We start from the raw sequence: 25,013 nt of genomic DNA on the forward strand, positions 1-25,013 counted from the left end.
AATTAACCCCTTACATAAGCCTTGATGGTGGCGATTTCCTGACCGGCGCTTTCACCCCAAGGTTCAATCCGGTATTCATCCACCCGGGCAGGAATAACGAACGTTTCCGCGTAGTGCACCACGAACGGTGCAAAGGCTCCGTTGGGGCTGGTTACCCTGGCTTCTCGCCCTTCGATCAGGTTGAGCACATTGACCGTTGCTTCTGTCCGATGCAGTACCGGTTTAGAGAACCAGTGTCGCCGCGTTTCAATAAACTGACGCTTATGCAAACCGGTCACTTCCTCACGCCAACCATCCCCTTCCGCAATGGGCGTGACGGCGTTAACCAGATTTTCACGACACCACTGGGTATCTCGATCCCACTGGATAACCTGCTGACCGTGCTGCAGATGTACCGGACGCGGCAAGCCATCCAGACCTAACCGGCCCCAGTCCCAGAGTTTAAAAGTGAAGATAAAAGGCGTAGCACTGATCTCCAGCACCATGGCGTTGGTTCCGGCGCAATGGACCGTACCGGCAGGGATCAGGAAGTGATCGTGTTTTTTGGCGACAAACTGGTTGATATAGTGGCGGTCATCAAACTCGCACAGGCCCATTTGGGCCGAATGCAACGCGTCCATCATCTGCTCTGGATCCACCCCGGTTTGTGTACCGAGATAAACGCTGGCATCCGGACCGCAATCCAGCATGTAGTAGCTTTCATCCTGGGTGTAGTGCATACCAAACTCAGTCTGGATATATTCCGTCAGCGGATGCACCTGTAGACTGAGGTTTTGCCCTTCCATGGTATCGAGGAAGTCGAACCGGATCGGGAACTCCGCTCCGAAGCGGGCGTGAACGCTTTCACCCAACAGCGCGCGCGGCTGGCTTAACACCAGATCCTGAGCCGGCACTTCGAGGATGACATCGCCGTATTTCAGCCGCAGACTGTTTTCTTCCGGAACACAGTCAAAACACCAGGCGTAATTGGGCTGATCCGGGTCCAAATCACAGACCTGTTTCATCCATTGTCCGCCCCAGACGCCCGGGTCGAAAAACGGTACCAGGCGGAATGGCTGCTCGGCCGTCTGTTGCAGACCGGCAGTAAACGCCGCGCCAGATACCAGCTTTGGCTGCCGGGCAATATTGGTATCCAGCACAAAATCTGCTTTGGCCAGCAATGGCGCTTTGTAACGGTCGAATACCCGCCATTCGACAAAAAATGCTCGCTTGTAACGGCGCAACAGATCTTCCTGATTATTGTTCGCCCCCCAGTTTCCCAGCTCACCACGGCGAAAGCGCTGCTGTATTTCCCAGCGGGCCATATCGGCGTAAACGAGAATATCCGCTGTGGCGAACAAACTGGCAGCGTGTCCGTAAATCACAATTAAGCCGTCGCGCTGCCGTTCGATCAGCGCTTGAAGCTGACTCAGTTTGTCGCGATCAAAGAATTCTTCCATCTTGTGCGGCGCAATCACGCCAAAAACCCGATCGTCGGTGATATGGCGATCTAACATGGAAAGCAGGTATTGTTCTGAATGTCTGGCGTCTTCGGTGAACACCGTTAATGCCGGATTCAATGGCGCAATTAGCTGCTGATAGATTTCACAATGGTTGGTGCCGTAATAGGTATCGATAACCAGTACCGACCGTGCCTGCCCGGTCACTTGTTGTCTGAGCTGCGCCAGGATCTCCGGCCACCCCTGCCAAGCATGGTCAGCATAGCCTGCAACCTCCACATGAGGTGTTTTGTCATAGTTGGATTGTTCAGTCAGGTATTGCATACATCACCCAAAATTGATCAACTAGTGACAATATAATCAGCCCATTTATCAATCCTCAAACTGGTAAACTCGTTTAACCCGTCAATTACCTGCAATTAACCTCTGTCACTGCAGACTATTGAGCTTTAGATCACGCTTCTGATGCATAAAATGAACAGATTTTAGGTTAAACGTTTAATCTATTATTACACCCGCTAAATTTTTACCGTATCTTATTGAATTTATACGAATATTTAATAGACAGGACAACAGCATGAGCAAACCAACCATCGCCGATGTGGCACGTCATTGTTCAGTCTCAATAGCCACGGTATCGCAGGTATTAACCAACAAAGGCCGAATATCGTCCAAAACCCGGCAACGAGTACTGGAAGCGGTCGAAACGCTCGGTTATGTGTACAACCAAACTGCAGCCAATCTACGTCATAAAACCAGTAACCTGGTCGGATTGGTAACCCCGGATATCACCAATCCTTTTTACGCCGAATTGATCGCCGGGTTGAGTCATTACCTGGAACAACATAATACGTTGCTGTTTCTGGCCAATGCCGAAGAGAACGTCGAGCGGCAGAAACAGTTTATCGACTCTTTGCTGAGCCAGAACGCCGCCGGTATGGTTATCTGCCCGGCGATGGACACCGATATTGAGTACCTTGAAACGGTAAAAAGTCGCGGCCTGCCTATTGTTATGGCCGTCAGACCAATGGGCTACGAACAGTTCGATTATGTCGGCACCAATAATTTTATGGGGGTACAACTGGCCACCGAACACCTAATCAAACTGGGTCACCGGCACATTGGCTTTGTCGGCGGCTTAAAACAGTCCCGCACCCGTTCTTATCGGCTGGGTGGTTACCTGTCGAAACTGATTGAACACGGTATCCCTTTTAATGATCACTACATTCGAACCTGTGGAGCCAACCGCTCCGATGCAGCGAAGCAAACCAAGGAACTGCTAGAACAGCATCCGGAAATCACCGCCATTATTGGTTATCAGGACATCGTCGCCTTTGGTGTTATGCGCGCAGTCAGAGAACAGGGTAAGCAGGTAGGTAAAGATATTTCGGTCATAGGTTTCGATGATGTACCCGAAGCAGCTGATACCAACCCGCCATTGACCACTGTCTCGGTTTCCGCCCGCGAGATCGGCCGCACCGCTGGCTCGTTGATCCTCGAGCGCATGCAACAGAATAAACAGCCGGTAAGAAGTGTGGTGCTGCCCCCTCAACTGGTGTTGCGTGAATCATGCAGCTGAGTTAGTGAGCAATGGGACTGGCCCAAGCCAGATAAAAAAATCCGGGCAGCGCACTGTGCCCGGATTGGGTGATTGTCGGACCGCTCAATACAACCTGAGCAGGCCCGTCGTTTATTAGTCAGCGTATCACTACGTTTTCCTATTATGGAGCTACATAGTTGGATACCCAGCTAACCTGTGCTTGTGCGGTCGGTTTAACATCATTGCCTTCATCATCCACCGCCGTTGCCGTGACGGTATCGATAATAGGTGAAGTGGATGTTGAGGTATCGAACGTACGGCTGAAATAACAGACGTAATCATCGGTATTACCGTCATTTTTCGCTGCCAGTTCAAAATCAGCACCCACGTAGCAAGGAGTCAGCCCTGATGGTGGCCAATAATCCGGATGGGTAATATCCACGGCGGCGCCGCCGATGTTATCCGAGAGCGCGGTCAGATCTAAAGGTTCATTCGAAGTGTTGGAGACGGTCACTTTGTAAACCACCGTCATCATGTTCACTTCTTTTTTCACTATGGCGGTTGGTGGTGCATCTTTAAAGCCTAGCGACTCGTTGTCCATCGCAGTGATATCACCCGCGACACCTTTCTCATGACCCGTTACGGTAGCGGTGTTGTCCTCGGTGTTGCCGGAATCGGTAAGTCCCGGGGCATCACCGGCCGGATCACCACTGTTATCCAGACCCACGGTACGAGTCAGGGTACAGGTGAAGGATTCACCCGGCGCCAGTTCCACTGGAGCCTCTTGTGCTGTGAGTATGGTATAACCTGCGCCGTCTTTACACTCATTAGTAATATCTTGAGTCGCCAGCACGGTACCATCTACCAGCGTAATGTCATCAACCAGTTTGTCGAGCACTACGATGTCATTAAACAGGGTGACATTTTCGATCTTATAAGTGTATTTAGCGGTATACGATGGCTCATAATCAGAACCAGTTGGTGCACCAGTTTTGGTCAGTTTAAGTGACGGAGGCGAGTTCAATACTGTCACACTGGCGATATCGCTTGCCATTGCCGTACCACCTTCATCATCTGAAACTTTGACCGCTACCCTGTCATGCAGCACTTCGCCGGTATCACTGATGCCGGTTGCCGGTGCAACAAATGTACATGTTTCGCTGCCTCCGGGGGCAATAGTTTTGCCGGTTAAGTACTCTCCTCCTGCAGTTTTACACATACCGAGTATGTCACTACCGGTACCGCAATCATAAGTGCCGACAACGCCGAGTGTACTGGTCTTATCATCGAGACAACCAATGGTCACGGTATCGGAGTCCGAAGGAACTTCAATTAAAACGGTATAGGTGATATCAGTGTTGCCAGCGGCAATCTCTGCTTCAGTTAGAGTGGTTGGATTGGCAGTTTTGGTCAGGTTAACTTTAGGTGGCACATCGACGATTGCCAGGTTGGCATCATCTTCACCGTTTGAAAAATTGCCATATTCATCCAAACCAACAACCTTAATCAAGTCATAGAACACACCTGTATCAGCACCTTCAATCTCACCACCGACAAACAGCGTGAAGGTACAACGAACAAAGTTTGGCGTCTTGACAACCGGATCTTGCAGTTGGTCTTCCTGAGCCATCAACATATCAGTGCTAGGATCGAACGCGGTTGGCGTTGAAGTTGGCGAAGCGGTATAAGCCTCCGGATATTCCACACAGCTCAAATCGGTTACCTCTGGCGAAGTGCCAAATACAGTTAACTCGTCATCGGGATTGCCAAAATCTGGAGTGCTAGTGACATATTCATCTAACAAATCTAGAATTGAAACTAATTGGACATCATTACCATAGATTGATGGATTAACTATATCGAACGTAAACGTTGCTGTACCACCGGGTTCCTTAATGGTCGCCGGAGAGACAGATTTGTATACTGATAGTGGTGGCGGCGGTACTTCAATATCAACCGAGAACGTGTCATCACAATTACATTTTGATGGCGAACCTGGATACGCATCTACCGCGGTCTCACAATATTCGTCTGCGCCAGGCTGACGCCAGCTCAAACAGACAGGTAGATCCAGCTTGCGATCGTTATCTTTATCGACACACGCTGTGGTGATTTCGATTTCGAAATATTGTGGACTGGTATTTTCGTCGATATCACCGCAGTAATCCTGAGTGAACTGACAAGTGTTGTTTTTACCTTTACAGTCGCTGTCCGCATTACATGATTGAGTGGTGTCGCCGGAACAGTAACCGGTAGTCACACCATCCAAGTCGTTTATATAACCATCCGCGTCGCTAAATAGCGGAGCGGTTGACACCAAACAGGCACCATTTCGCGCGTCTGCCTGGCCACCAGTGGCAAACCAAACACCCAAATCATGACGTTCCTGTGCACTCAGTTCAAATTTGAACTTGGCGGTAAAGGTTACGTCTTCACCAATGGTACATTCATTTTTACCATCGTCTGGATTCGGATCGCCATCAATAATATTGATGTCAAACGCCTCTGCAATTCTAATATCGTTGGCGGTACAGGTAAGCCCGCTGATGCCATTATCGGAGGCGACATCTCCCATACAGGAGTTATCTATCGATGGAAGCCTCTGGCTGGACGTGGGGCCAAAATAGCTATTGCCATCTATCTCCCAGTCACTAGTCGCCACGGGGACAGTGTCGTCAGCTATCGCTGTGCCTGTTCCTATGCCGATACCAATAATTAACGGAAATGCCAGAGCCAGTCCCTTCACGAATCCGGACGAACCCATTTTCGTTTTATTCTTCATTTGCATATCCCCCAACCTACCTATTATCCAGAGCGACAACCATTTTCCGGTAACGTAGGCTAGATTGTCTTGCTGCGAAAAATTCCCCTCAGCCAAAAGCTCAAGGAGCACCGTTCTGGTTGCAGAAATATTGTTACTTCTTAAAGGCTCATAACGTCTTAAGCGGCAAAAGTGTGTGTTCAGTAGACACCGCATAAAGCCTGCAACCACTCGACCGACTAAAAGCAACTTTCTGGCCATAACATAACACATTGAAATTAATGGATAATTTTATTTTAATGCGAAAAATAGCTGTCACTCTAAGTAACAGTTTGTAACAGGGAGCCGAGCAGGTGTTGCATAACATTCTGTAAATCAACACCTTTAAAAATTCGTGGGTGTACAGGGTGTCAATGCAACATGATACAGATGCAGTGGTAGTGGGTTTTCACTAGCTTTTCACCCTTGGTTTGACATTGACTTATCAACGTACGTTTACAATACTTTTCTTATTGCTATAAAAAAATAACCATTAAACAAATAGTTACAACCATCAACATCAAAGTGTCTTAGCTAAAATGGTCAGTAAACTCATGTGTTGGGTTTAGACATTATGCTGTTGTTTACAGGTTCTAATTCGTTGTTGTGTTTCACTGCTCTTTGTCACTTTGCGTCAGTTTTAAACAGTTTTCTGAACGGTGAAAAATCAAAATTAGATTAATTTGAATAGTACGCACCACGTGCAATAGTGAGGAACGAACAATGACAAGGTATATAGCCAGATTCTTCATGTCGTTAGCAGTATTATCATTTGTTGTCGGCTGTCAGTCGGAAGATGATGACAAAATGAGATCAGAGATTGACGGATTAAAGCAGCAAATCACCCAACTAACTAAAGAAGTGAATAAAATAGGCGAACAAGTAGAAAAAATTAACAAACTGGCCGGAAAACCTCCGACTAAAACCCTGCCAAATCAAGTCAACTTCGATCAAAACGGCCAAATTCCGAGTTTAGGTAGTAATGAAGCTAAAATCGCCATCATTGAGTTTTCGGACTTTCAATGCCCGTATTGTAAACGCTTTTCCGACAATACGTTTAACCAGATAAAAGAGCACTATATTGATACCGGCAAAGTGCGGTATATCGCTCGCGATTTTCCTTTGAAATTTCATCCACAGGCCAAAGGGGCTGCCATTGCGGCCATGTGTAGTTTTCAACAACAAGCCTATTGGCCAATGCGGATGAAATTATTCAGTAATGTTAAACAACTAATTCAGTAATGTTAAACAACTAGGTGATGATTTATATCAGAAGTCAGCGTCTGAATTGTCGTTAGATATGACTGAGTTTTCCGATTGCCTGAAAAACCCATCAATTTTAGACAAGGTTGAACAGGATCTTGCCTTAGGGACATCTTTGGGTGTACGTGGCACACCGAGCTTTTTAATAGGACGAATTGAAAACGGGCAACTGATTGAACCCGAGATGGTGGTTGGTGCTCAAAAGTACGCGGTATTTGAATCGGTACTAGAACAATTGAGTATCAAGCCAGAAACAGATTAGAAAAGTACTATATATCAACAATTTTACACGATTGGACACCACTATTCTGGAGCGGCAGTATTTGGGTTTGGCTGGCGCTCCAGCTATCTGGCCCAATCAAATTAGCACCGATATACAGAAAAGGTTGTTTGAGCTTCTAGGTGCATTTCACTCTTCGGATATTGATCGGTTCAGTAACTCGTCATTTTATCTGTCTCACAGTTTTATTATTCCACTTCCACTCAGCTCACACTACCCAACAAGAAATCCAGTTTCATAAACCAGTTAAATCATTTCACTATCAGTGATATTGATGCACATACGTGGCAGAGATCTGTTGCTAACTTTCAATTGTCCACCCACAAAGCGAGAGCAGGCGAGCATTTTTCGCTCACCTCAGCCTTTATCGTCCTCCCCTCTCCTACCACCTTTCCGGTGGATTTCATTTTGAGCCAGGCTTTTATGCTGAACTGGCACTAATAAGAATCCTGTTAATTTACAACTATATGGAAATACACCCGTGAAACAGAATGAGAAAAGATTTCATCTATCACCACTTGCTAAGGTGTTAGTGCCTTTGCTGTCTGGTGTTTTAGTCGTAGGCTGTAACGGCTCCTCTAGTACTGGCGATGAAGGTGGCGCGACAACACCCAACCCAACCACGCCAACCGTCGCAACCATTCCACCTGCAGTAGATGTACCACAAGACGAAGGTACCCCGACGGCACAAGAGGTTTACCTCAGCTATATGGATAACGGTGCCGGAGTCGCGACTATGGCGGCCGTTCAAGCCAGTACCGAGTGGCAGATCAAATGTGCCGACGACAGCATCATCAGCCCGACTTCTGTAGATAAATTTGGACCGCTGTGGAAACTGACTAAAGCTCAGGTTGGCGTCTGCGGCAGTTTTGCAATTGAAAAAGACGGTACCGCCGTCGCGTCTGGCCTGGCAGTGGCGGAAGCCGATCTGGGTAAAGGGTTTTACGTTGACGGCAATGGCGCCAAAATGGAAGGTAGCCGCCAGGATGGCCTGATGGCCAGCAAAGGCTTGCCGCAAGCGGGCACCAATGTGATCCTGCCTAAAGTGGTCGCGCCGGGTGAACACGCAGCGCCAGGTTCGAGTCAAATCGCGCTACAACTGTATGACCCAATGGGTGACTATGCCCCTTATGACAATTTCAGCCTGCACCTGTGGGGTACTGATGAAAACCCGGACGGTGGCTGTAGCGGCTTAATGCAATCTTCAGCCAACAACGGCTGGGATGATAAAACCGTCAATCCGGATGCGGTCGATGAATTCGGCCCGGTCTGGTATCTGGATGTTGCTGATACCGAATCCGGCTGTTTCAACGTTATTTTCCGTAATGGCAACAATGACAAGCTGATCAGTTCCGATATCAAAGTAGACATAGCATCACTGAGTGACAATCACTCCGCCACCTATATGCCGGGCAGTGCCACACAGTTTGATACCCGCCTACAAGCCTTTGAGCTAGCCGGACCCTCTTCGGAGTTCAAAATTGACACCATCGGTGCCATCTTCCTTGACGACAACACCCTGGTCTGGAAAGGCGGTGCCAACGCGGCTTTAGTTCAGTTAATGTTCAGCAACGATGGTCAGTACAAAGTCGGCGAGAAAATGGTCGATGGCGAGAAACTGGCTGTGGTTTCCGGTATGTCTATCAAGTTGCAAGGCACTTCGCTCACCGATGATCAGAAAGCCCAGTATCCGCACCTAGCGGATTACCCGGCTTTTGCCCTGCCTAACCTGAATGAAGGCTTCAAGCTGGAAAAGCTGCTGAAAGGTAGTTTGATCGCGATCGCCAGCAATGACGACAGCACCATGCGTTCTGCCACCGGTGTTCAGTATGCCGGCGCATTAGATGCCCTATTTGCCGAAGAAGCGGCCGAACTGCAATACGGCCCGATTTATAACAATGATAACGTTACCCTGCGCTTGTGGGCTCCAACAGCCAGCGCAATTAACCTGGTGGTGTACAACAAAGACAAAACCGTTGCTGACACTTTGGCCATGACGGAAGACAGCACGTCCGGTAGCTGGAGCGTGGAAGTGGCCAAAGATGACATCGACGGCAAGTTCTACCGCTACCAGATGACCATGTACCAGCCGCGTGAACAGAAGCCGTTTAAGTTTGAAGTAACCGACCCTTATTCGGTTAGCCTGTCGACCAACTCTAAGTTCAGTCAGGCCATTGATCTAAGTGACGACACACTGAAACCGAGCGGTTGGGATAGCCTGCAGGCACCGCATTCACAACAAGGTTCTGATCTGACCAATATGGTGATCTATGAATCCCATGTACGTGATTTCTCCGCCCGGGATGACAGCACTGAGCATAAAGGTAAATACCTGGCCTTTACTGAACAGAACAGCGTGCCGGTTGACCACCTGAAACAGCTCAGCGATGCCGGTATGACCCACCTGCACCTGATGCCGGTTTTCGACATCGCCACCATCAATGAAAACCCAAGCAAAGTGGCCGATATCGACCAACCTTTCAGCAAGCTGTGTGATGTGAACCCTGCGGTGAAACAGTCTCAGTTCGCCAGCTACTGCAGTGGCGGCGGTACCATCGCCGATGCGTTTGCCGAACTGCAACAGCAAGATTCGAAAGATGATGCCAAAGTCGAAGCATTGAACGAGTATGTCCGTGGCGTCGATAGCTACAACTGGGGCTACGACCCATTCCACTACACGGTACCGGAAGGTTCCTACGCGACTAATGCGGAAGGCAGCCAGCGTATTCTGGAATTCCGTGAAATGGTTCAGGCGGTTAAACAGGATATCGGTATGAACGTGGTCGTCGATGTGGTGTATAACCACACCAACGCCTCTGGCCTGTACAACGAAAAATCGGTTCTGGATAAAATCGTACCGCTTTACTACCAGCGCCTGGTACCGGATACCGGTGCGGTCGAAACCTCGACCTGTTGTGACAACACCGCGCCAGAGCATGCCATGTTCGCCAAGCTGATCGACGATTCAATCAAAACCTGGGTTGAGCAGTATAAGATCGATGCATTCCGCTGGGATTTAATGGGCCACCATCCACTGACGCAAATGCAGGGCACGTTGGAAGCCGCCCGTTCGGTTAACCCACAAGTCTACTTCTATGGTGAAGGCTGGAACTTCGGTGAAGTGGCGGATGACAAACGCTTTGTCCAGGCCACTCAGAAACACCTCGGCGGCACCGGCATCGGTTCGTTCTCTGACCGTCTGCGTGATGCGGTTCGTGGTGGCAGCCCGTTTGAAAGCGGCGATGACATCCGTAAGGCACAAGGTTTCGCGACCGGCGCTTATGTTAAACCGAACGAACTGGTTGATATCGCTGTGGATGCCAACAACGACGGCGTATCTGATGAGCTGGCACGGGCACTGCACCAGTCTGACCTGGTACGTCTTGGTATGGCAGCCAACCTGAAACAGTTTGAACTGGTTGATTTTACCGGTACCACACAATCGGGTGAGACACTGGATTACAACGGCCAGGCAGCCGGTTACGCCGAGCAGCCGTGGGAAATTCAGAACTATGTTTCCAAGCACGATAACCAGACTTTCTGGGATATCAATATGTACAAGGTCAACACTGACGTCAGTATTGATGATCGGGTGAGAATGCAGGCACTGGGTATGGCGACCGTGTTGCTGGGCCAGGGCATGCCGTTCAACCATATGGGTGGCGAACTGCTGCGCTCGAAATCGATGCAGCGCGACTCGTACGATTACGGTGACTGGTACAACCGGGTTGACTTCACTCTGCAAGACAACAACTGGGACAAAGGCTTACCGGCGAAAGACAAAGATCAGGCCAATTACGAGCTGATCGAGAAAGTGCTCACCGCCAATGCCCAGCCAGAAGCGATGCACCTGGAGCGGATGTTCAACTTCTACAAGGAGCTGAACGAAGTGCGTAAATCCACGCCGCTGCTGACTCTGCCAAGCGGTGAAGAGATCATTAACCGGGTGGACTTCCGCAACACTGGGCCTAACCAGCAAGCAGGATTGATCGTGATGACTATCGACAACGGCGCCTCACAAACGGCCGATATCGACAGTAACTACGACGCGGCAGTCGTGGTGATTAATGCCACGCCAGACACCCAAACGACCGGCCAGTTTGTTGATGGCAATAACGAGTCTATCACTCTGGGTGACTTTGAGCTGATCAACAGCCACGCCACCAGTGGTTCGATTGCTGGCAGCGCCAGCTACAGCAATGGTCAGTTCTCGGTACCTGCCTGGTCTGCAGCAGTTTTTGTTGCGCCACGCGGAGCCGAACGCGGTACCGGTCTTCCGGTTTCGTCTAAAGCTGACATTCCACCATTTGGTCCTAACCAGGCTATCTACATCGCCGGTGGATTCAATGGCTGGACAGCAAACGGTACGGCTGCGGCATATGTCGGTAACGGTATCTACCAAGCTACGGTTGGCTTGAACGAAAACACTGAGTTTAAGTTCACCTTTGGTAACTGGGATACCAGCTTCGGCTGTAATGGTGGTAACTGCGGTGCCGGCTTTAGCGCTTTGGGTATGTACCAGCTCAGCATGGATGCCACCGACCCGGATGCACCGGTGATCAGCAGCGAACTGGTAGCAGACTACAGTGATGTGAGCTGGTATATCCCAGGCTCAGCACAAGGTTGGGACCACACCGCTAGCCAATTAATGACACAAGATTCGCCAAGCGTTTGGAGCTTTACACTGCCTGCTCTGAGCCAAGGTGAAACCGCCGAATTTAAATTTACCGGCGGAAGTTGGGGCAGCTTTGAACATGGCGCAGCCGATGTTACTCAGAGCGACGCCAGCCTGGAAATCTCTGATAGTAACGGCAATATCGCCTTTACCGCACCAGCAGCAGGCAGCTATGAAGTGAGCTTCAATATTCTTAGCAAGGAGGTCACCATCTCCATGTTGTAATAGTTAAGTGGTCTATTACATGTCCTATTGCGCCAGCCCTGAGCTGGCGCTTTTTTGTGCCTTGATGAGAGTTTGCTTAAGGAAGTTATTGAGATCAGTAATATGATTACTTGTCTAGCCAGATTCCGGTGAATATGATCTGGCTGGCCCCCTTGTACAGTCTTGGCTATTCACCACATCAACAACCTAATTAGAGGTGAAAAATATCTTGACCTTCACCATAGGGGAAGCTTTACTTTACTCCACAAACGAACGCTGAAAAACGACTATGCACTTTCACTCAATTCGCAAATTGCTGATCTCGCTGTTAACACTGGCTAGTATGCTCGTGTCCAGCTTTTCGCTTAGCGCGAACAGTGCGACAAGTTTTCAGATCGACGCCTCAAATTCAGTCATGTCCAGCCAGCCCGTGAACCACGCGAAACCGGCGGATATGACGCATTTACACCACCATCAGGGTGCCACCTTAGAATCTACAGACCGTACTGATCACCACACAAGCTGCGAAAACCATACTTCGGTGGGAACACTGTGTTGTGACAGCACTTGCGTCAGCGTCCTGGCGCTATTGATTCCGCATAATTTATCTCTGCCTGAAGAGGCCTCTCCGCAGGAGCACCCTCTGCCTTCTACAGGTGACGTCTACCATAAAACGCAGCCCCCTTTCCGACCTCCCATTGTCTGATTCCGCTACCTATTTGTACTCCGGCTACCTCTGTAAATAGCCAGAGTGGTGTATTGCGCCTATAGCGCACTCAGAAATGGAACAAAAAAGTGAACATCAGACCACATTTTGTTGCGCTGTCTATCAGCGTAGCGGTGGGCTTGATTGCGCCCGTGTATGCGAATCCGAAAGCGTCGCCTACTCAGGTTGCTCAGCCTGCCTCAGTTAACCTATCGCAACTGATTGAAATTGCGATAAGCAGCGACCCGAGTCGTAAACAATTTTATACCCAGGCTCAAGCGATACGAGAAACGGGTATTGCCAGTGCGACGCAAATGGATCCCAAACTTCGTGTCGGCGTAACTGGTCTTCCCGTCGATAGCTTTAAGTTTGATCAGGATCCTATGACCAATATCTCTGTTGGCCTGATGCAACAATTTGAGCGGGGCAATACCGCCCAATTGAAAGGTAAAAAAGCCAATTCGCAGGCAAAAGGGGTCGAGCTGCAGGTTGCAGCGCGCGAGCTCGACGTCATCAACAGCATGACCGAGCTGTGGCTGGAACTGGGCTATTTACAGGTCGCCCGAGAGATTCTGCTGGAAAGCCGTCTGCTGATGGTCGAAATGGAGAATTTCATCAATACCAACTACTCCATTGGCAAAAGCGATACTCAGGACCTGCTCAACGCCCAGATCCAGGTAACCAAACTGGACGAAAAGCTTCAGGCAAATAGCCAGATGCAGCAACGTACCATCGGCCGGTTTGCAGAATGGCTAGGCCCGGATCTGTTAAATAACCACCAGCCAGTTCAAGCCAGCAATCAATTAAACTGGTCAAAACTGCAACAGCAATTGACCACCAGCTCCGGCACAGAACAATACTTTGCGCTACTGAGTCATTACCCGATGGTAAAAATGGCCGATATCAATATCGCCACTAACCAGATCCAGGAAGACATAGCAGAGCAGGCTTATACCCCGCAGTTTGGTGTTGAAGTGATGTATGGCTATCGCCAGTCTAAAGGCATGAACGGCCAGCCCGCATCTGATCTGGTCAGTGCTTATCTCACCTTAGATCTCCCTTTGTTCACCGGTAATCGTCAGGATCGCAACCTGTCTGCTGCCCAGCATCAGGTTGTCGCATCGCGCTCACAAAAGGACGCTCTGATAAGGCAGTTGATTGGGCGGGTCAGTGGCCTGCTGGTCGAGCGTGACAATCTGACTGAGCGCCTGGAACGCTATCAAACGGCACTACTACCCCAGGCCAAGGCCAGGGTCAACGCCGTTGAGCGCGGCTACCAAAGCAATACCGCCCAGTTCAGCGAGCTGATCTCTGCCAGCAGTGATGTACTGGCACTGAAGCTGGAACATCAGCGACTGCTGACCGACCTCAATCTGGTCAACAACAACTTGGCGGCTTTACTTGGCGGCTACGACTACCAGGCACCTGAACCACAGGTGGTAACCGACCTGACGCAAGATTAATTACCAAGGAAACATTATGAAGAATTTTCAAGTCGCCACCATCGCATTGGCTCTCGGTGCTGCATTAGGGTTTGGCGCTCAGTACTGGCTACCGGCCAATATGCACGCTTCATCGACTACTTCAAGCGAGGCTGGATCCAGTGCAGATGAACCCCTGTATTGGGTCGCCCCAATGGACCCCAATTACCGCCGGGATAAACCCGGTAAATCGCCGATGGGCATGGATCTTATCCCTGTCTATGCAGAAGATCAGGCGGGTGGCAGCGACCAGCCCGGCACAGTTACCATTGACCCGTCAGTGGAAAACAATCTGGGTGTTAAAACAGCCGCGGTGGAATGGGCTCCCCTGGCACCTAAGGTAGAAACCGTCGGTTATGTTGCCTTTGATGAGAGTAAACTGTGGCAGACCAACGTCCGAGTCGCCGGGTGGGTTGAAAAGCTGAATATCAACGCTGTCGGAGAAAAAGTGACCAAAGGAGAAGTGTTGTTTACTCTCTATTCACCTGAGCTGGTAAAAGCGCAGGAAGAGTTGCTCAACGCCAGCCGAACCGGGCGCAATGGCCTGATTAAAGGCGCAACAGAAAGACTGATGACTCTGGGCGTCGATCGGCAACAGATCCGGTCCATCGTCCGCAGTGGTAAAGCGTCGCAATCCATCGCGATAAAAGCGCCGGCAGATGGCGTGGTCGCCAGCCTTAATATCCGCGAAGGGGGCTACCTCTCTCCGGCCCAGGTCGCTATCGCCGCAGGCCCTCTTGATCAGGTCTGGGTCGATACCGAAGTATTTGAGCGCCAGGCGCACTGGGTACGAGCCGGCAGTGAAGCGGTCATGAGTCTGGACGCCCTGCCGGGCAAAGAGTGGCGGGGCGAGGTCGACTATGTCTATCCGATCCTGGATGCCAATTCGCGTACCCTGCGGGTAAGGCTCAAATTCCCTAACAGTCAGGGTGAACTCAAACCGAATATGTTTGCCAATATCCAGCTTGAGCCAACTTCGCAACAAGCGGTGCTGCGGATCCCGAAATCCGCGGTTATTCGTGCCGGTAACATGACCCGGGTCGTACTGGCAGAGGGTGACGGCAAATACCGTTCAGCGCGTATTTCTGTCGGCCGACAAGACGAGCAGTTTATCGAAGTACTGGAAGGCCTGAAACAGAACGACCAGATAGTCACATCGGCTCACTTCCTGCTCGATTCTGAATCCAGCCAGTCAGCGGATCTGTCGCGAATCAATGGTGTCGAGGCGGAATCTGCCACCGTCTGGGCACAAGGGGAAATCACCGATGTGATGGCGGGTCACAATATGCTGACCATCAATCACCAACCGGTACCGGAATGGGACTGGCCGGGAATGACCATGAACTTTACGTTGCAGCCAGACGCGGACATCAGCGCGCTGAAAGTTGGCCAGTCCATCAAGTTCGAGCTGCAAAAAACACCAGATGGACAATATCAGATCATCGATTTTGAAGCGGGTGAAGCCCCGGCAACCACAGCGGTGTGGGTGCGTGGAGAAATCAGTATGTTAATGGCTGATTTTGGCATGATTACCCTCACTCACTCGCCGGTGGACGAGTGGCAATGGCAAGCGGGAGAGATGAATTTCTCCGTTGATGAAACGGTGGATTTGTCCCTATTGGCTGAAGGTGAGCAGGTAGAGTTTCTGGTTGAAAAACAAGGCTCCGAGTTCCAGTTGAAGCAGATCAAACCAGTCGAGGGTGAACAATGATAAATGCCATTATCCGCTGGTCACTCAACAACCGGTTTCTGGTGCTGATTGCAACCGTCGCCCTGACACTGGCTGGTTTTTACAGTGTAAAGAACACGCCCGTGGATGCCATTCCCGACCTGTCTGATGTGCAGGTGATCATTAAAACCAGTTATCCGGGCCAGGCTCCTCAGGTAGTCGAAGACCAGGTCACCTACCCGCTTACTACCGCTATGCTGGCAGTACCCGGCGCGGAAACGGTGCGGGGTTACTCGTTTTTTGGCGACTCGTATGTCTATATCATATTTAACGACAATACCGATATGTACTGGGCACGCTCCCGAGTGCTGGAATACCTCAGCCAGGTGGCGCCCAACTTACCGGCCAGTGCCAAACCGACGCTCGGTCCCGATGCCACCGGTGTCGGTTGGGTGTTCAGCTACGTACTGCAGGACAAAAGTGGCCAGCATGACTTAGCTCAGCTTCGCAGCCTGCAGGACTGGTTCTTGAAGTACGAACTGCAAACCGTCAGCGGGGTCTCAGAAGTCGCCACGGTCGGAGGCATGGTCAAGCAGTACCAGGTGCAGATTGACCCGGCGAAACTGCGCGCCTACAACCTGACACTGCAGCAAGTCAATCAGGCGATTCAAGATGGTAACCAGGAAACCGGAGCTTCGGTGATTGAAGTGGCCGAGGCTGAGCACATGGTGCGTACCACCGGCTATCTGAGCGGCGTGGACGATATTCGCGCACTCCCGTTGAAGGTCAACGAGCAGGGAACTCCGCTGCTGCTGGGCGACATCGCTGACATTACCCTTGGCCCGCAGATGCGCCGTGGCGTATCTGAGTTTAATGGTGAAGGGGAAGCCGTCGGTGGCGTGATTGTGATGCGGTTTGGTGAAAACGCCAGTGAAGTGATCGCCAATGTCAAAGCCAAACTGGCTGATCTGCAGCGCAGTTTGCCAGATGGCGTAGAGATAGTGACCACTTACGACCGTTCCACCCTTATCAATTCAGCGGTAGAGAATCTGTGGAAAAAGCTCGCTGAAGAATTTATCGTCGTGGCAATAGTGTGTGCGCTGTTCCTGTTCCACATTCGCTCCTCGCTGGTGGTGGCGCTGAGTCTGCCGGTCGGTATTTTGAGCGCTTTTATCATCATGCACTGGCAGGGGATCAACGCCAACATCATGTCTCTCGGCGGCATCGCCATTGCTATTGGCGCGATGGTCGATGGTGCTATCGTGATGATCGAAAATATGCACAAGCATATCGAACGTACCCCCCTGACCGATAAGAACCGCTGGCAGATTGTCGGACGAGCCGCGCAGGAAGTCGGCGCTCCGCTGTTTTTCTCGCTGCTGATCATCACACTGAGCTTTGTTCCTGTGTTTGCTTTGGAAGGCCAGGAAGGCAAGATGTTTTCGCCGCTGGCATTTACCAAAACCTACGCCATGGCTGCTGCTGCCGGGTTAGCAATTACTCTGGTGCCGGTACTGATGGGTTATTTTATCCGCGGTAATATACTCCCTGAGCACAGAAACCCGGTCAATAAACTGCTGGTAAGCTTATACCGCCCACTGCTTAACCTAAGCCTGACCTATCCTAAGTCGATGATTGTCCTGGCTTTAGGGCTGATGGCTTCGGCTTACTATCCTGCCAGCCGTCTTGGTAGTGAGTTCATCCCACCACTGGACGAAGGCGATTTGATGTACATGCCCACCACCTATCCGGGCATTTCCATCGGTAAAGCCAGGGAGTTGCTGCAGCAAACTAATAAGCTGATAAAGACCGTGCCGGAAGTCAAAACTGTCTGGGGTAAAATTGGCCGGGCAGATACCGCAACAGACCCGGCACCACTGACTATGATTGAAACCGTCATTCAGTTAAAACCCCGCGATCAATGGCGACCCGGTATTACGACCGAATCGCTGCGTAAGGAATTTGATCAGCTGGTTCAGTTTCCCGGCCTGACCAATGCCTGGGTTATGCCGATCAAAACCCGCATAGACATGCTGGCGACCGGCATTAAAACCCCAATCGGGATTAAAATTGTCGGTCCTGAACTGAGCGTAATCGAATCGATAGGTGCGGAGCTGGAACAGGTGATGAACCGTATTCCCGGTACCGCGTCGGTGTATGCCGAACGCGTAGCGGGGGGGCGTTACGTCACCGTGGATATCAAACGCCGGGCGGCGGCCCGCTATGGTCTGAGCATTAAACAAGTGCAGCAGGTCATTTCTACTGCCGTTGGCGGTATGAACGTGGGTGAAACCATTGAGGGTCTGGAACGCTACCCGGTCAACGTGCGCTACCCGCAGAATTATCGCGATTCAGTGGATAAGCTGCAGAACCTGCCGCTGGTCACGCCAAACGGCGCACGCATCGCGTTGGCGGACGTTGCCGATATCCGTTATGAAGACGGCCCTCCGATGATAAAAACTGAAAACGCCAGACCCAACGGCTGGGTGTATGTTGATATCGACGGGCGGGATCTGGGCTCTTATGTGGTTGAAGCCCAGCGCGTCGTCGCAGAACAGCTCAAGCTACCCGCCGGTTACTCTATCGCCTGGTCCGGTCAATATGAATATATGGAACGAGCCAAACAGCGTCTCAACATCGTGGTACCAATCACGCTCGCGATCATTATGCTGCTGCTCTATTTCAGCTTCCGCCGAATTGGTGAAGTGCTGATCATTATGGCTACCCTGCCACTGGCGATGGTAGGCGGCTTATGGCTGATGCACTATCTGGGCTTCAACCTTTCTATCGCGGTGGGGGTGGGCTTTATCGCCCTGGCCGGTGTTGCGGTGGAAATCGGGGTGATCATGCTGGTGTATCTCAACCAGGCATGGCACCACAAGAAACTCGATCTTGCGGAAGAACAACACCCCCTGACTAGCAAGGATCTTATTGCCGCAATACGCGAAGGTGCCGGTCTGCGTGTTCGACCGGTAATGATGACTGTTCTGACGGTGATCATCGGCCTGATCCCCATCATGTATGGCGAAGGCACTGGTTCAGAAGTGATGCAGCGTATTGCAGCACCTATGATTGGTGGTATGGCGTCAGCTCTAATGCTGACACTGCTGGTATTACCGGCCATCTTTAAGTTGTGGAAACAGCGTGAAGTGACCGACAACTGATTAACGATTGCAAAATCAATTTGAGGATTAATTTACATGAACAAGACTTTTATTGCGTTAACTCTAACTATGCTGGCGACCAATGTGTCAGCCGATATGGGCAACTCACATTCGAATAATAAAGCGATGGATCACAGTAAAATGGACCATAGCCAAATGCAGTCTGATAACAGCAAAATGAACCACAACAACATGGGCAATGTTCAGGGTATGTCTGCGGTCGGAATGCCTGCCAAAGGCGCCAAACCCGACAAAGTAATTCACGTCATTTTGAGCGACGATATGAAAATTACCTTCAAAAAAGAAGTTAAGATTGAGCCAAATGATGTAGTGCAATTTGTGGTGATGAATACCGGCAAAATCGACCACGAATTTGCCATTGGTTCACCTTCAGAGCAGCTGGAACATCGCGAGATGATGAAAAACATGTCGGATGGGCATATGCATGACTCAGGTAACGCCATCACGGTAGAGCCAGGCAAAGCCAAACAGTTAATGTGGCATTTCCATGGTGATACCAACGTCGAATTTGCCTGTAATATTCCAGGGCACGCCGAAGCCGGCATGGTGAAAAAAGTGAAACTGTAAGCAGAGAAAAAGCGGAGCCTACTGGCTCCGCTTTTGTTTTCTTCCAATCTTTTAGCCTACCGTTTCAGCACTGTTTATCGTGGGCAGAAACACCTCACCCAGCATACAGCGGACACTGCCTCCACCGATATCTTCGATGGTTTTGACATTAAACGGCAACAGCTTCCCGTGGCTGGCCAGTTGCGCGCGTTGCGCTGGTGAGAAAGCGTCATACGCCGATTGTGACATGGCAATCACCTTGTCGCCTTTGGCCGTTTCCAGTTGCAGTATATTGCCGCAGAAGCGGTTCATCTGCTCTAAGGTAATCGAAATCACCTGTTTATCTTTGGCTAGCGATTTCACCACAAAGCGACGCTCAAATTCAGGGATCACTTCATCACAGATCACGCAGAAGCGCTCACCGACAGCCATCATCACGTTGGTGTGATAGATAGGATGGCCTGAAGGCAGCGCGGTCTGAAATGAGACCACCCGGGAATAACCAATTCGCTCGGCATAGTCTTCCAGCACTTCACGATCACAGCGCTGTGATAACGCCGCATAAATGGTACGGTTGATGTGATCTTTCACCATCACGCCAGTGCTTTCCAAGTGGGCATTGTCAGCCAGGTAGTGCTCTAGCCCTTCGGTATGGTTAACCGTCCGTCCAGCCTGATTCAGCTCTGCGATCAACGCATCCGGGCGCAGCTCCAGCTGGCGGTTCTGACAGGCCATCGGGAAAGTAAACAGTTTGCCGTCGGCGGTAGTGCTGAACCAGTTGTTGGGAAACACGGCATCCGGAGTTTCTTTCTCACTGAGCGGGTAATCAAACACCACTACCTCAACGCCTTCCTGGCGCAGGGTCGCCACCATTTGCTTAAATTCCGCCATCGCCTGGGTGCGCACTTCATTCAGTGTCAGGCGCGGAGCATGTTGAAATTCATTATCCTGAGCGGTTTCAGCATTAAAGCGAAACTCCTTCGGTGGCACCATCACAACACAGTTCGCATTCTGCACAGAACGCGCATGATATTCGGTTAAACTCTGTTTCGGCAGCATCTCATACCAACTTATTCAAAGGTTATTTTTGCCAAATTGTAAGCATTTTGTTAAACGAATATTTACTGAAATTGCAGGTCAAATAAATATCTTGGTTATATTTTTACCTGGGTTAACACTATTAGGCAGTAATTTTTACTGCCGCCGGGCATAAATATGCATGATCGGCCGTATGTATCCAGGCGGGGCAAGACCTGACTCTGCTGGATAAGTGGCAATTCACCGGCGAAATCCGATACAATGACTCGGACTTAACCAACTGTTTACATTCGCAACCTCAATAACTGCTTCTTAGCTGAACTACCCCGAATTCGCCGCTGCTAATCTGCAGTGCGTATAGTCGCTGTGTCTGGCGCTTGTGCTTTCCCTAATTTCCGGACCAGCAAGATAAAATTAGGATGAGATATGTTTAAGCGTTTCGAAGGGTTTACCCGCCCCTTCCCCAACCGAGAACCGGAGCAGCCACCTTACGGTATTCTGGCCTTTTGTCGTCATTACACCCGTGGCTTTGAAATACCTCTGATTCTGATGTCACTGCTTGCCACCTCTGTGGCGATAGTGGAAGTATCGCTGTTTGGTGCCATGGGGAACCTGGTCGACTGGTTGTCACAAAGTAACCCACAAACTTTCTGGTCAGACAATCGCGATCAGCTAATGTTTTACGCCGGCCTGCTGCTGATCGTAATGCCGATTCTGGTGGTCCTTTACTCATTGCTGATCCACCAGTCGCTGCTGGGCAACTATCCGATGTCGATACGCTGGCTGGCACACCGCTATTTGTTGAAACAGAGCCTCAATTTCTATCAGGATGATTTTGCCGGACGGGTTGCGACCAAAGTGATGCAAACCTCGCTGGCGGTACGGGAAACCGTCATGAAGACTATGGACGTGTTCGTCTATGTCTCGGTCTATTTTACTTCGATGATCTGGCTGCTGGCGCAATCGGACTGGCGCTTGATGATCCCGATGCTGGCCTGGCTGGGCTTGTACATTGGCATTCAGATTTACTTCGTGCCCAAGCTGAAACGGGTCGCATCGGAGCAGGCCGATGCCCGCTCGACCATGACCGGCCGTATCGTCGACAGCTATACCAATATCGCTACGGTAAAACTGTTTTCGCACAGCCAGCGCGAAACCAGCTACGCCCAGGATTCGATGCAGGGATTTTTACACACCGTGCACCAGCAGATGCGGCTGGTGACCGGTTTTAACATCGCGGTCCAAATTACTAACTATCTGCTGGTGTTCGCGATTGCTGCTATCTCAATCGTATTGTGGATGGATAATGCGATTACCATAGGGGCTATCGCGATTGCCGTCAGTCTGGCACTACGGATAAACGGCATGGCGATGTGGATCATGTGGGAAGTCGGCGCCCTGTTTGAGAACATGGGTACCGTCATGGATGGTATGAAAACCCTGTCCAAACCGATCGATATCGTCGATGAACCTGATGCGAAGCCGTTGCTGGTCAGCCAGGGCGGCATCGAGTTCGACAATGTCAGCTTCCATTACGGTGAGAAAAACAAAGGGGTGATCAGCCACCTGAACCTGTCGGTCAAACCGGGCGAAAAAGTAGGCTTGGTCGGGCGTTCCGGTGCCGGTAAATCGACCCTGGTTAACCTGCTGCTCAGATTCCACGATGTGGAAGCGGGTCATATCCGGATCGATGGTCAGGATATTTCCGCCGTCACTCAGGATTCCCTGCGCAGTAATATCGGTATGGTGACCCAGGATACGTCACTGCTACACCGTTCGATTCGCGACAATATTCTCTACGGCAATCCGGATGCCAACGAGCAAGATCTGCTCAGAGCTACCCACCAGGCCCATGCCCACGAGTTTATTCAGAGCCTGTCTGATCCGTTTGGCAATACCGGTTACGATGCCCAGGTGGGTGAGCGTGGGGTAAAACTCTCTGGCGGACAGAGGCAGCGAATTGCAATCTCGCGGGTACTACTGAAAGACGCGCCGCTACTGGTGTTGGATGAAGCCACCTCAGCGCTGGACTCCGAAGTAGAAGCGGCGATTCAGGAAAGCCTCAACGAGCTGATGGAAGGCAAAACCGTGATTGCGATAGCGCACCGCTTATCGACTATCGCGGCAATGGACCGGCTTATCGTGCTCGACCAGGGCCAAATTGTCGAACAGGGTACCCACCAGCAACTGCTCGACAACCATGGAATATATGCCCAACTTTGGGCACACCAGACCGGCGGTTTTATCGGCGAAGAAACCGACCAGAAGCAAACCGCCTAACCACAATTTTGCCCTTGATTCAAAAAGGCGATCATCAGATCGCCTTTTCTTTTATTCGCCGCTTGTCAGCCAGTAAGTGCGAAAATATACTCTAGCGTCTCGCTGTTTTACCGAATGTTAACCATGAATAAAAGCTTAATCACTAACCTGGTCTCTTTGCTGCTGCTGGCTTCGGGCTACCTGCTGCAACATACCGTGTTGTTGTATGCCGGCCTGTTTGCCTTTTCCGGTGCCATCACCAACTGGCTGGCAGTACATATGCTGTTTGAAAAAGTGCCCGGTCTGTATGGATCCGGCGTAATCCCTGCCCGTTTCAATGAGTTTAAAGCGGCAATTAAAACCCTGATGATGGAACAGTTCTTTACCGACCATAACATCGACCGGTTCCTCAGCAGTGAACTGGCCAGTGACAAGAATATCGATCTGGCTCCGGTGCTGGACAAAGTCGACTTCAACCCGACTTTTGACTCGCTGGTCGAAGTGATCGCCAACTCTTCCTTTGGTGGCATGCTGGCGATGTTTGGCGGCACCGAAGCGCTGCAACCTCTGAAACAACCTTTTGTGGAAAAAATGCAGCAATCGGTATTGGAAATCAGCCAGAGTGACACGATCAAGCAGGCGCTGAAACAGCAGCTGGAATCTCCAGCGATGCTGTCGGAGATCAAAACCAACGTCGAAAACATCATCGATCAACGACTAAGTGAGCTGACACCACAGTTGGTAAAAGAGATGGTGCAGAAGATGATTAAACAGCACCTCGGCTGGCTGGTTGTCTGGGGGGGCGTGTTTGGCGCAGTAATCGGCGTGATCTCTTCACTGCTGGTGTAACGGACCACTTCATCTCGGGAGGCTCAGGCCTCCCAAGCTCAACTTTTCCTACCTCTGCTACAGTCTTAGCCGGTTAAAGCGAAGCGACTAGATCCGGATTGAGTCCAAAACTGGTTTTATGTTCTTCAATAACTACTTCACTGCGGGTCTGAATCACGCCCGGCAAAGTACCCAGTTTAGTAGACATAAAGTTCTGGTACGCCTTCATGTCCTTGACCCTGACTTTGATCATGGTGTCAAAATCGCCAGACAGTGAATAACACTCTTCAATTTCCGGCATCAGATCGACCGCTTCGGCAAACTTTTCAAAGATAGAAAAACTGGTTTGATCAAGGCGAATATGGATAAACACTTGTACATCCAGGCCGAGCTTTTCCGGATTGAGCTCAGCGTGGTAGCCCTTGATATAGCCGTCTTTTTCCAGCCTTTTGACCCGATCAGAACAGGGGGATGTAGTCAGGTTCACCTGTTTGGCCAGCTCAACGATCGGCAGGCGACCTTTCAGCAGTAAGATTCTCAGGATTTGGCGATCAATTCTATCTAGATCCATGATGGTGTGATGGCAGTTTCCAGTGACAAACCAGCATAATATAGGAGCGAACCACTAATGGAATAGCAGCGGTTAGTAAAAGTGCGGCAATGTGCGCAAATACCAGTGCCTGCAGGAACATGCAAAACCCAGCAGTGCCATCAATCAAAGTGGTAATAAAGTGTAAAGAGTGGCTAAATCACCCGGACATCAGTGTAACCGTCTTGGAGCATCTCTGCGCGAGAATTGCACTCGCGACAAAAGCACTGCTTTTCCATTTTCATATAGTGGTCGCCATGCAGTAGTGCATTAAACAGGTTCTGCATTCCGCTCAGCAGAGAGTCCCGCTGGGCAGCATGACGTTTCATCACCACTTTATGCGCCGTAGTGCGGCGGCAGCATGGGCAGTATGCTTTAGGCATCCTTGTTCTCCTTAGCAAATGTTAACTATCGACTACAGACTAGTAGGGCGGCGCATAGTTCCGTTCAGCTAAGGGGGATATGACGATTTTGTGACGCTTATCGACAGTTTTGGGGTAAAAAAACAACA

15 protein-coding genes are annotated in these 25,013 nt (G+C 50.4%); 10 read left to right on the forward strand and 5 right to left on the reverse strand.

The features are described 5' to 3' along the window. Positions 1–2: 2 nt before the first annotated feature. On the reverse strand, positions 3–1,763 hold the full coding sequence (locus tag ACQY6F_RS04680; protein WP_428772570.1) for a class I mannose-6-phosphate isomerase: 1,761 nt from the start codon (positions 1,761–1,763) through the stop codon (positions 3–5). Between the two features lie 253 nt (positions 1,764–2,016). On the opposite strand from ACQY6F_RS04680, the gene ACQY6F_RS04685 reads away from it, so the two are divergent. After that, positions 2,017–3,018: a LacI family DNA-binding transcriptional regulator gene (locus tag ACQY6F_RS04685; RefSeq protein ID WP_428772572.1), complete on the forward strand. Its 1,002-nt coding sequence runs from the start codon at positions 2,017–2,019 to the stop codon at positions 3,016–3,018. 142 nt (positions 3,019–3,160) lie between these two features. Here the strand turns inward: ACQY6F_RS04685 and ACQY6F_RS04690 are convergent, their stop codons facing one another. Next, positions 3,161–5,761, reverse strand: a complete 2,601-nt coding sequence (locus tag ACQY6F_RS04690) for a hypothetical protein (protein WP_428772573.1) — start codon at positions 5,759–5,761, stop codon at positions 3,161–3,163. A gap of 768 nt (positions 5,762–6,529) precedes the next feature. On the opposite strand from ACQY6F_RS04690, the gene ACQY6F_RS04695 reads away from it, so the two are divergent. The 7 genes from ACQY6F_RS04695 (at position 6,530) to copI (ending at position 19,809) form a co-directional block, all read left to right on the forward strand. Further along, positions 6,530–7,021 carry a DsbA family protein gene (locus tag ACQY6F_RS04695; RefSeq protein ID WP_428772575.1) on the forward strand — a complete coding sequence of 164 codons (492 nt, stop codon included), beginning with the start codon at positions 6,530–6,532 and terminating at the stop codon, positions 7,019–7,021. A gap of 58 nt (positions 7,022–7,079) precedes the next feature. Further along, complete coding sequence (locus ACQY6F_RS04700; RefSeq protein WP_428772576.1) at positions 7,080–7,304, forward strand: DsbA family protein; 225 nt, start codon at positions 7,080–7,082, stop codon at positions 7,302–7,304. A gap of 499 nt (positions 7,305–7,803) precedes the next feature. Continuing rightward, the gene (gene pulA / locus ACQY6F_RS04705) at positions 7,804–12,222 is read left to right on the forward strand and encodes a pullulanase-type alpha-1,6-glucosidase (protein WP_428772578.1); all 4,419 of its coding nucleotides are present in this window, start codon (positions 7,804–7,806) and stop codon (positions 12,220–12,222) included. Between the two features lie 774 nt (positions 12,223–12,996). Next, entirely contained in the window at positions 12,997–14,370 is a 1,374-nt protein-coding gene (locus ACQY6F_RS04710; RefSeq protein ID WP_428772580.1) for a TolC family protein, read from the forward strand. 16 nt (positions 14,371–14,386) lie between these two features. After that, positions 14,387–16,099: an efflux RND transporter periplasmic adaptor subunit gene (locus ACQY6F_RS04715; protein ID WP_428772582.1), complete on the forward strand. Its 1,713-nt coding sequence runs from the start codon at positions 14,387–14,389 to the stop codon at positions 16,097–16,099. Continuing rightward, a complete protein-coding gene (locus tag ACQY6F_RS04720) occupies positions 16,096–19,221 on the forward strand; it encodes an efflux RND transporter permease subunit (protein ID WP_428772583.1) in 3,126 nt (1,041 codons plus the stop codon). Before ACQY6F_RS04715 ends, ACQY6F_RS04720 begins: the two co-directional genes overlap by 4 nt. 36 nt (positions 19,222–19,257) lie before the next feature. Continuing rightward, positions 19,258–19,809 (forward strand): copper-resistant cuproprotein CopI, encoded by a 552-nt coding sequence (gene copI / locus ACQY6F_RS04725; protein WP_428772585.1) that lies wholly within the window; start codon positions 19,258–19,260, stop codon positions 19,807–19,809. Positions 19,810–19,860: 51 nt separating this feature from the next. On the opposite strand, the gene ACQY6F_RS04730 is transcribed toward copI, so the two are convergent. Next, entirely contained in the window at positions 19,861–20,847 is a 987-nt protein-coding gene (locus tag ACQY6F_RS04730; RefSeq protein ID WP_428772587.1) for an arginine deiminase-related protein, read from the reverse strand. A 405-nt stretch (positions 20,848–21,252) separates the two neighbouring features. Between ACQY6F_RS04730 and ACQY6F_RS04735 the strand changes: the two genes are divergently transcribed. Further along, positions 21,253–23,106, forward strand: coding sequence for an ABC transporter ATP-binding protein (locus ACQY6F_RS04735; RefSeq protein WP_428772588.1), 1,854 nt, complete (start codon positions 21,253–21,255; stop codon positions 23,104–23,106). 123 nt (positions 23,107–23,229) lie between these two features. Further along, positions 23,230–23,934 (forward strand): DUF445 domain-containing protein, encoded by a 705-nt coding sequence (locus ACQY6F_RS04740; RefSeq protein WP_428772589.1) that lies wholly within the window; start codon positions 23,230–23,232, stop codon positions 23,932–23,934. A 73-nt stretch (positions 23,935–24,007) separates the two neighbouring features. Here ACQY6F_RS04740 and ACQY6F_RS04745 read toward each other — a convergent pair whose 3' ends face one another. After that, entirely contained in the window at positions 24,008–24,484 is a 477-nt protein-coding gene (locus ACQY6F_RS04745) for an Lrp/AsnC family transcriptional regulator (protein WP_428772590.1), read from the reverse strand. Positions 24,485–24,657: 173 nt separating this feature from the next. Then, complete coding sequence (locus tag ACQY6F_RS04750; protein ID WP_428772591.1) at positions 24,658–24,885, reverse strand: hypothetical protein; 228 nt, start codon at positions 24,883–24,885, stop codon at positions 24,658–24,660. Positions 24,886–25,013 lie beyond the last annotated feature (128 nt).

Source organism: Vibrio sp., assembly GCF_050299255.1.
Lineage (GTDB): Bacteria > Pseudomonadota > Gammaproteobacteria > Enterobacterales > Vibrionaceae > Vibrio.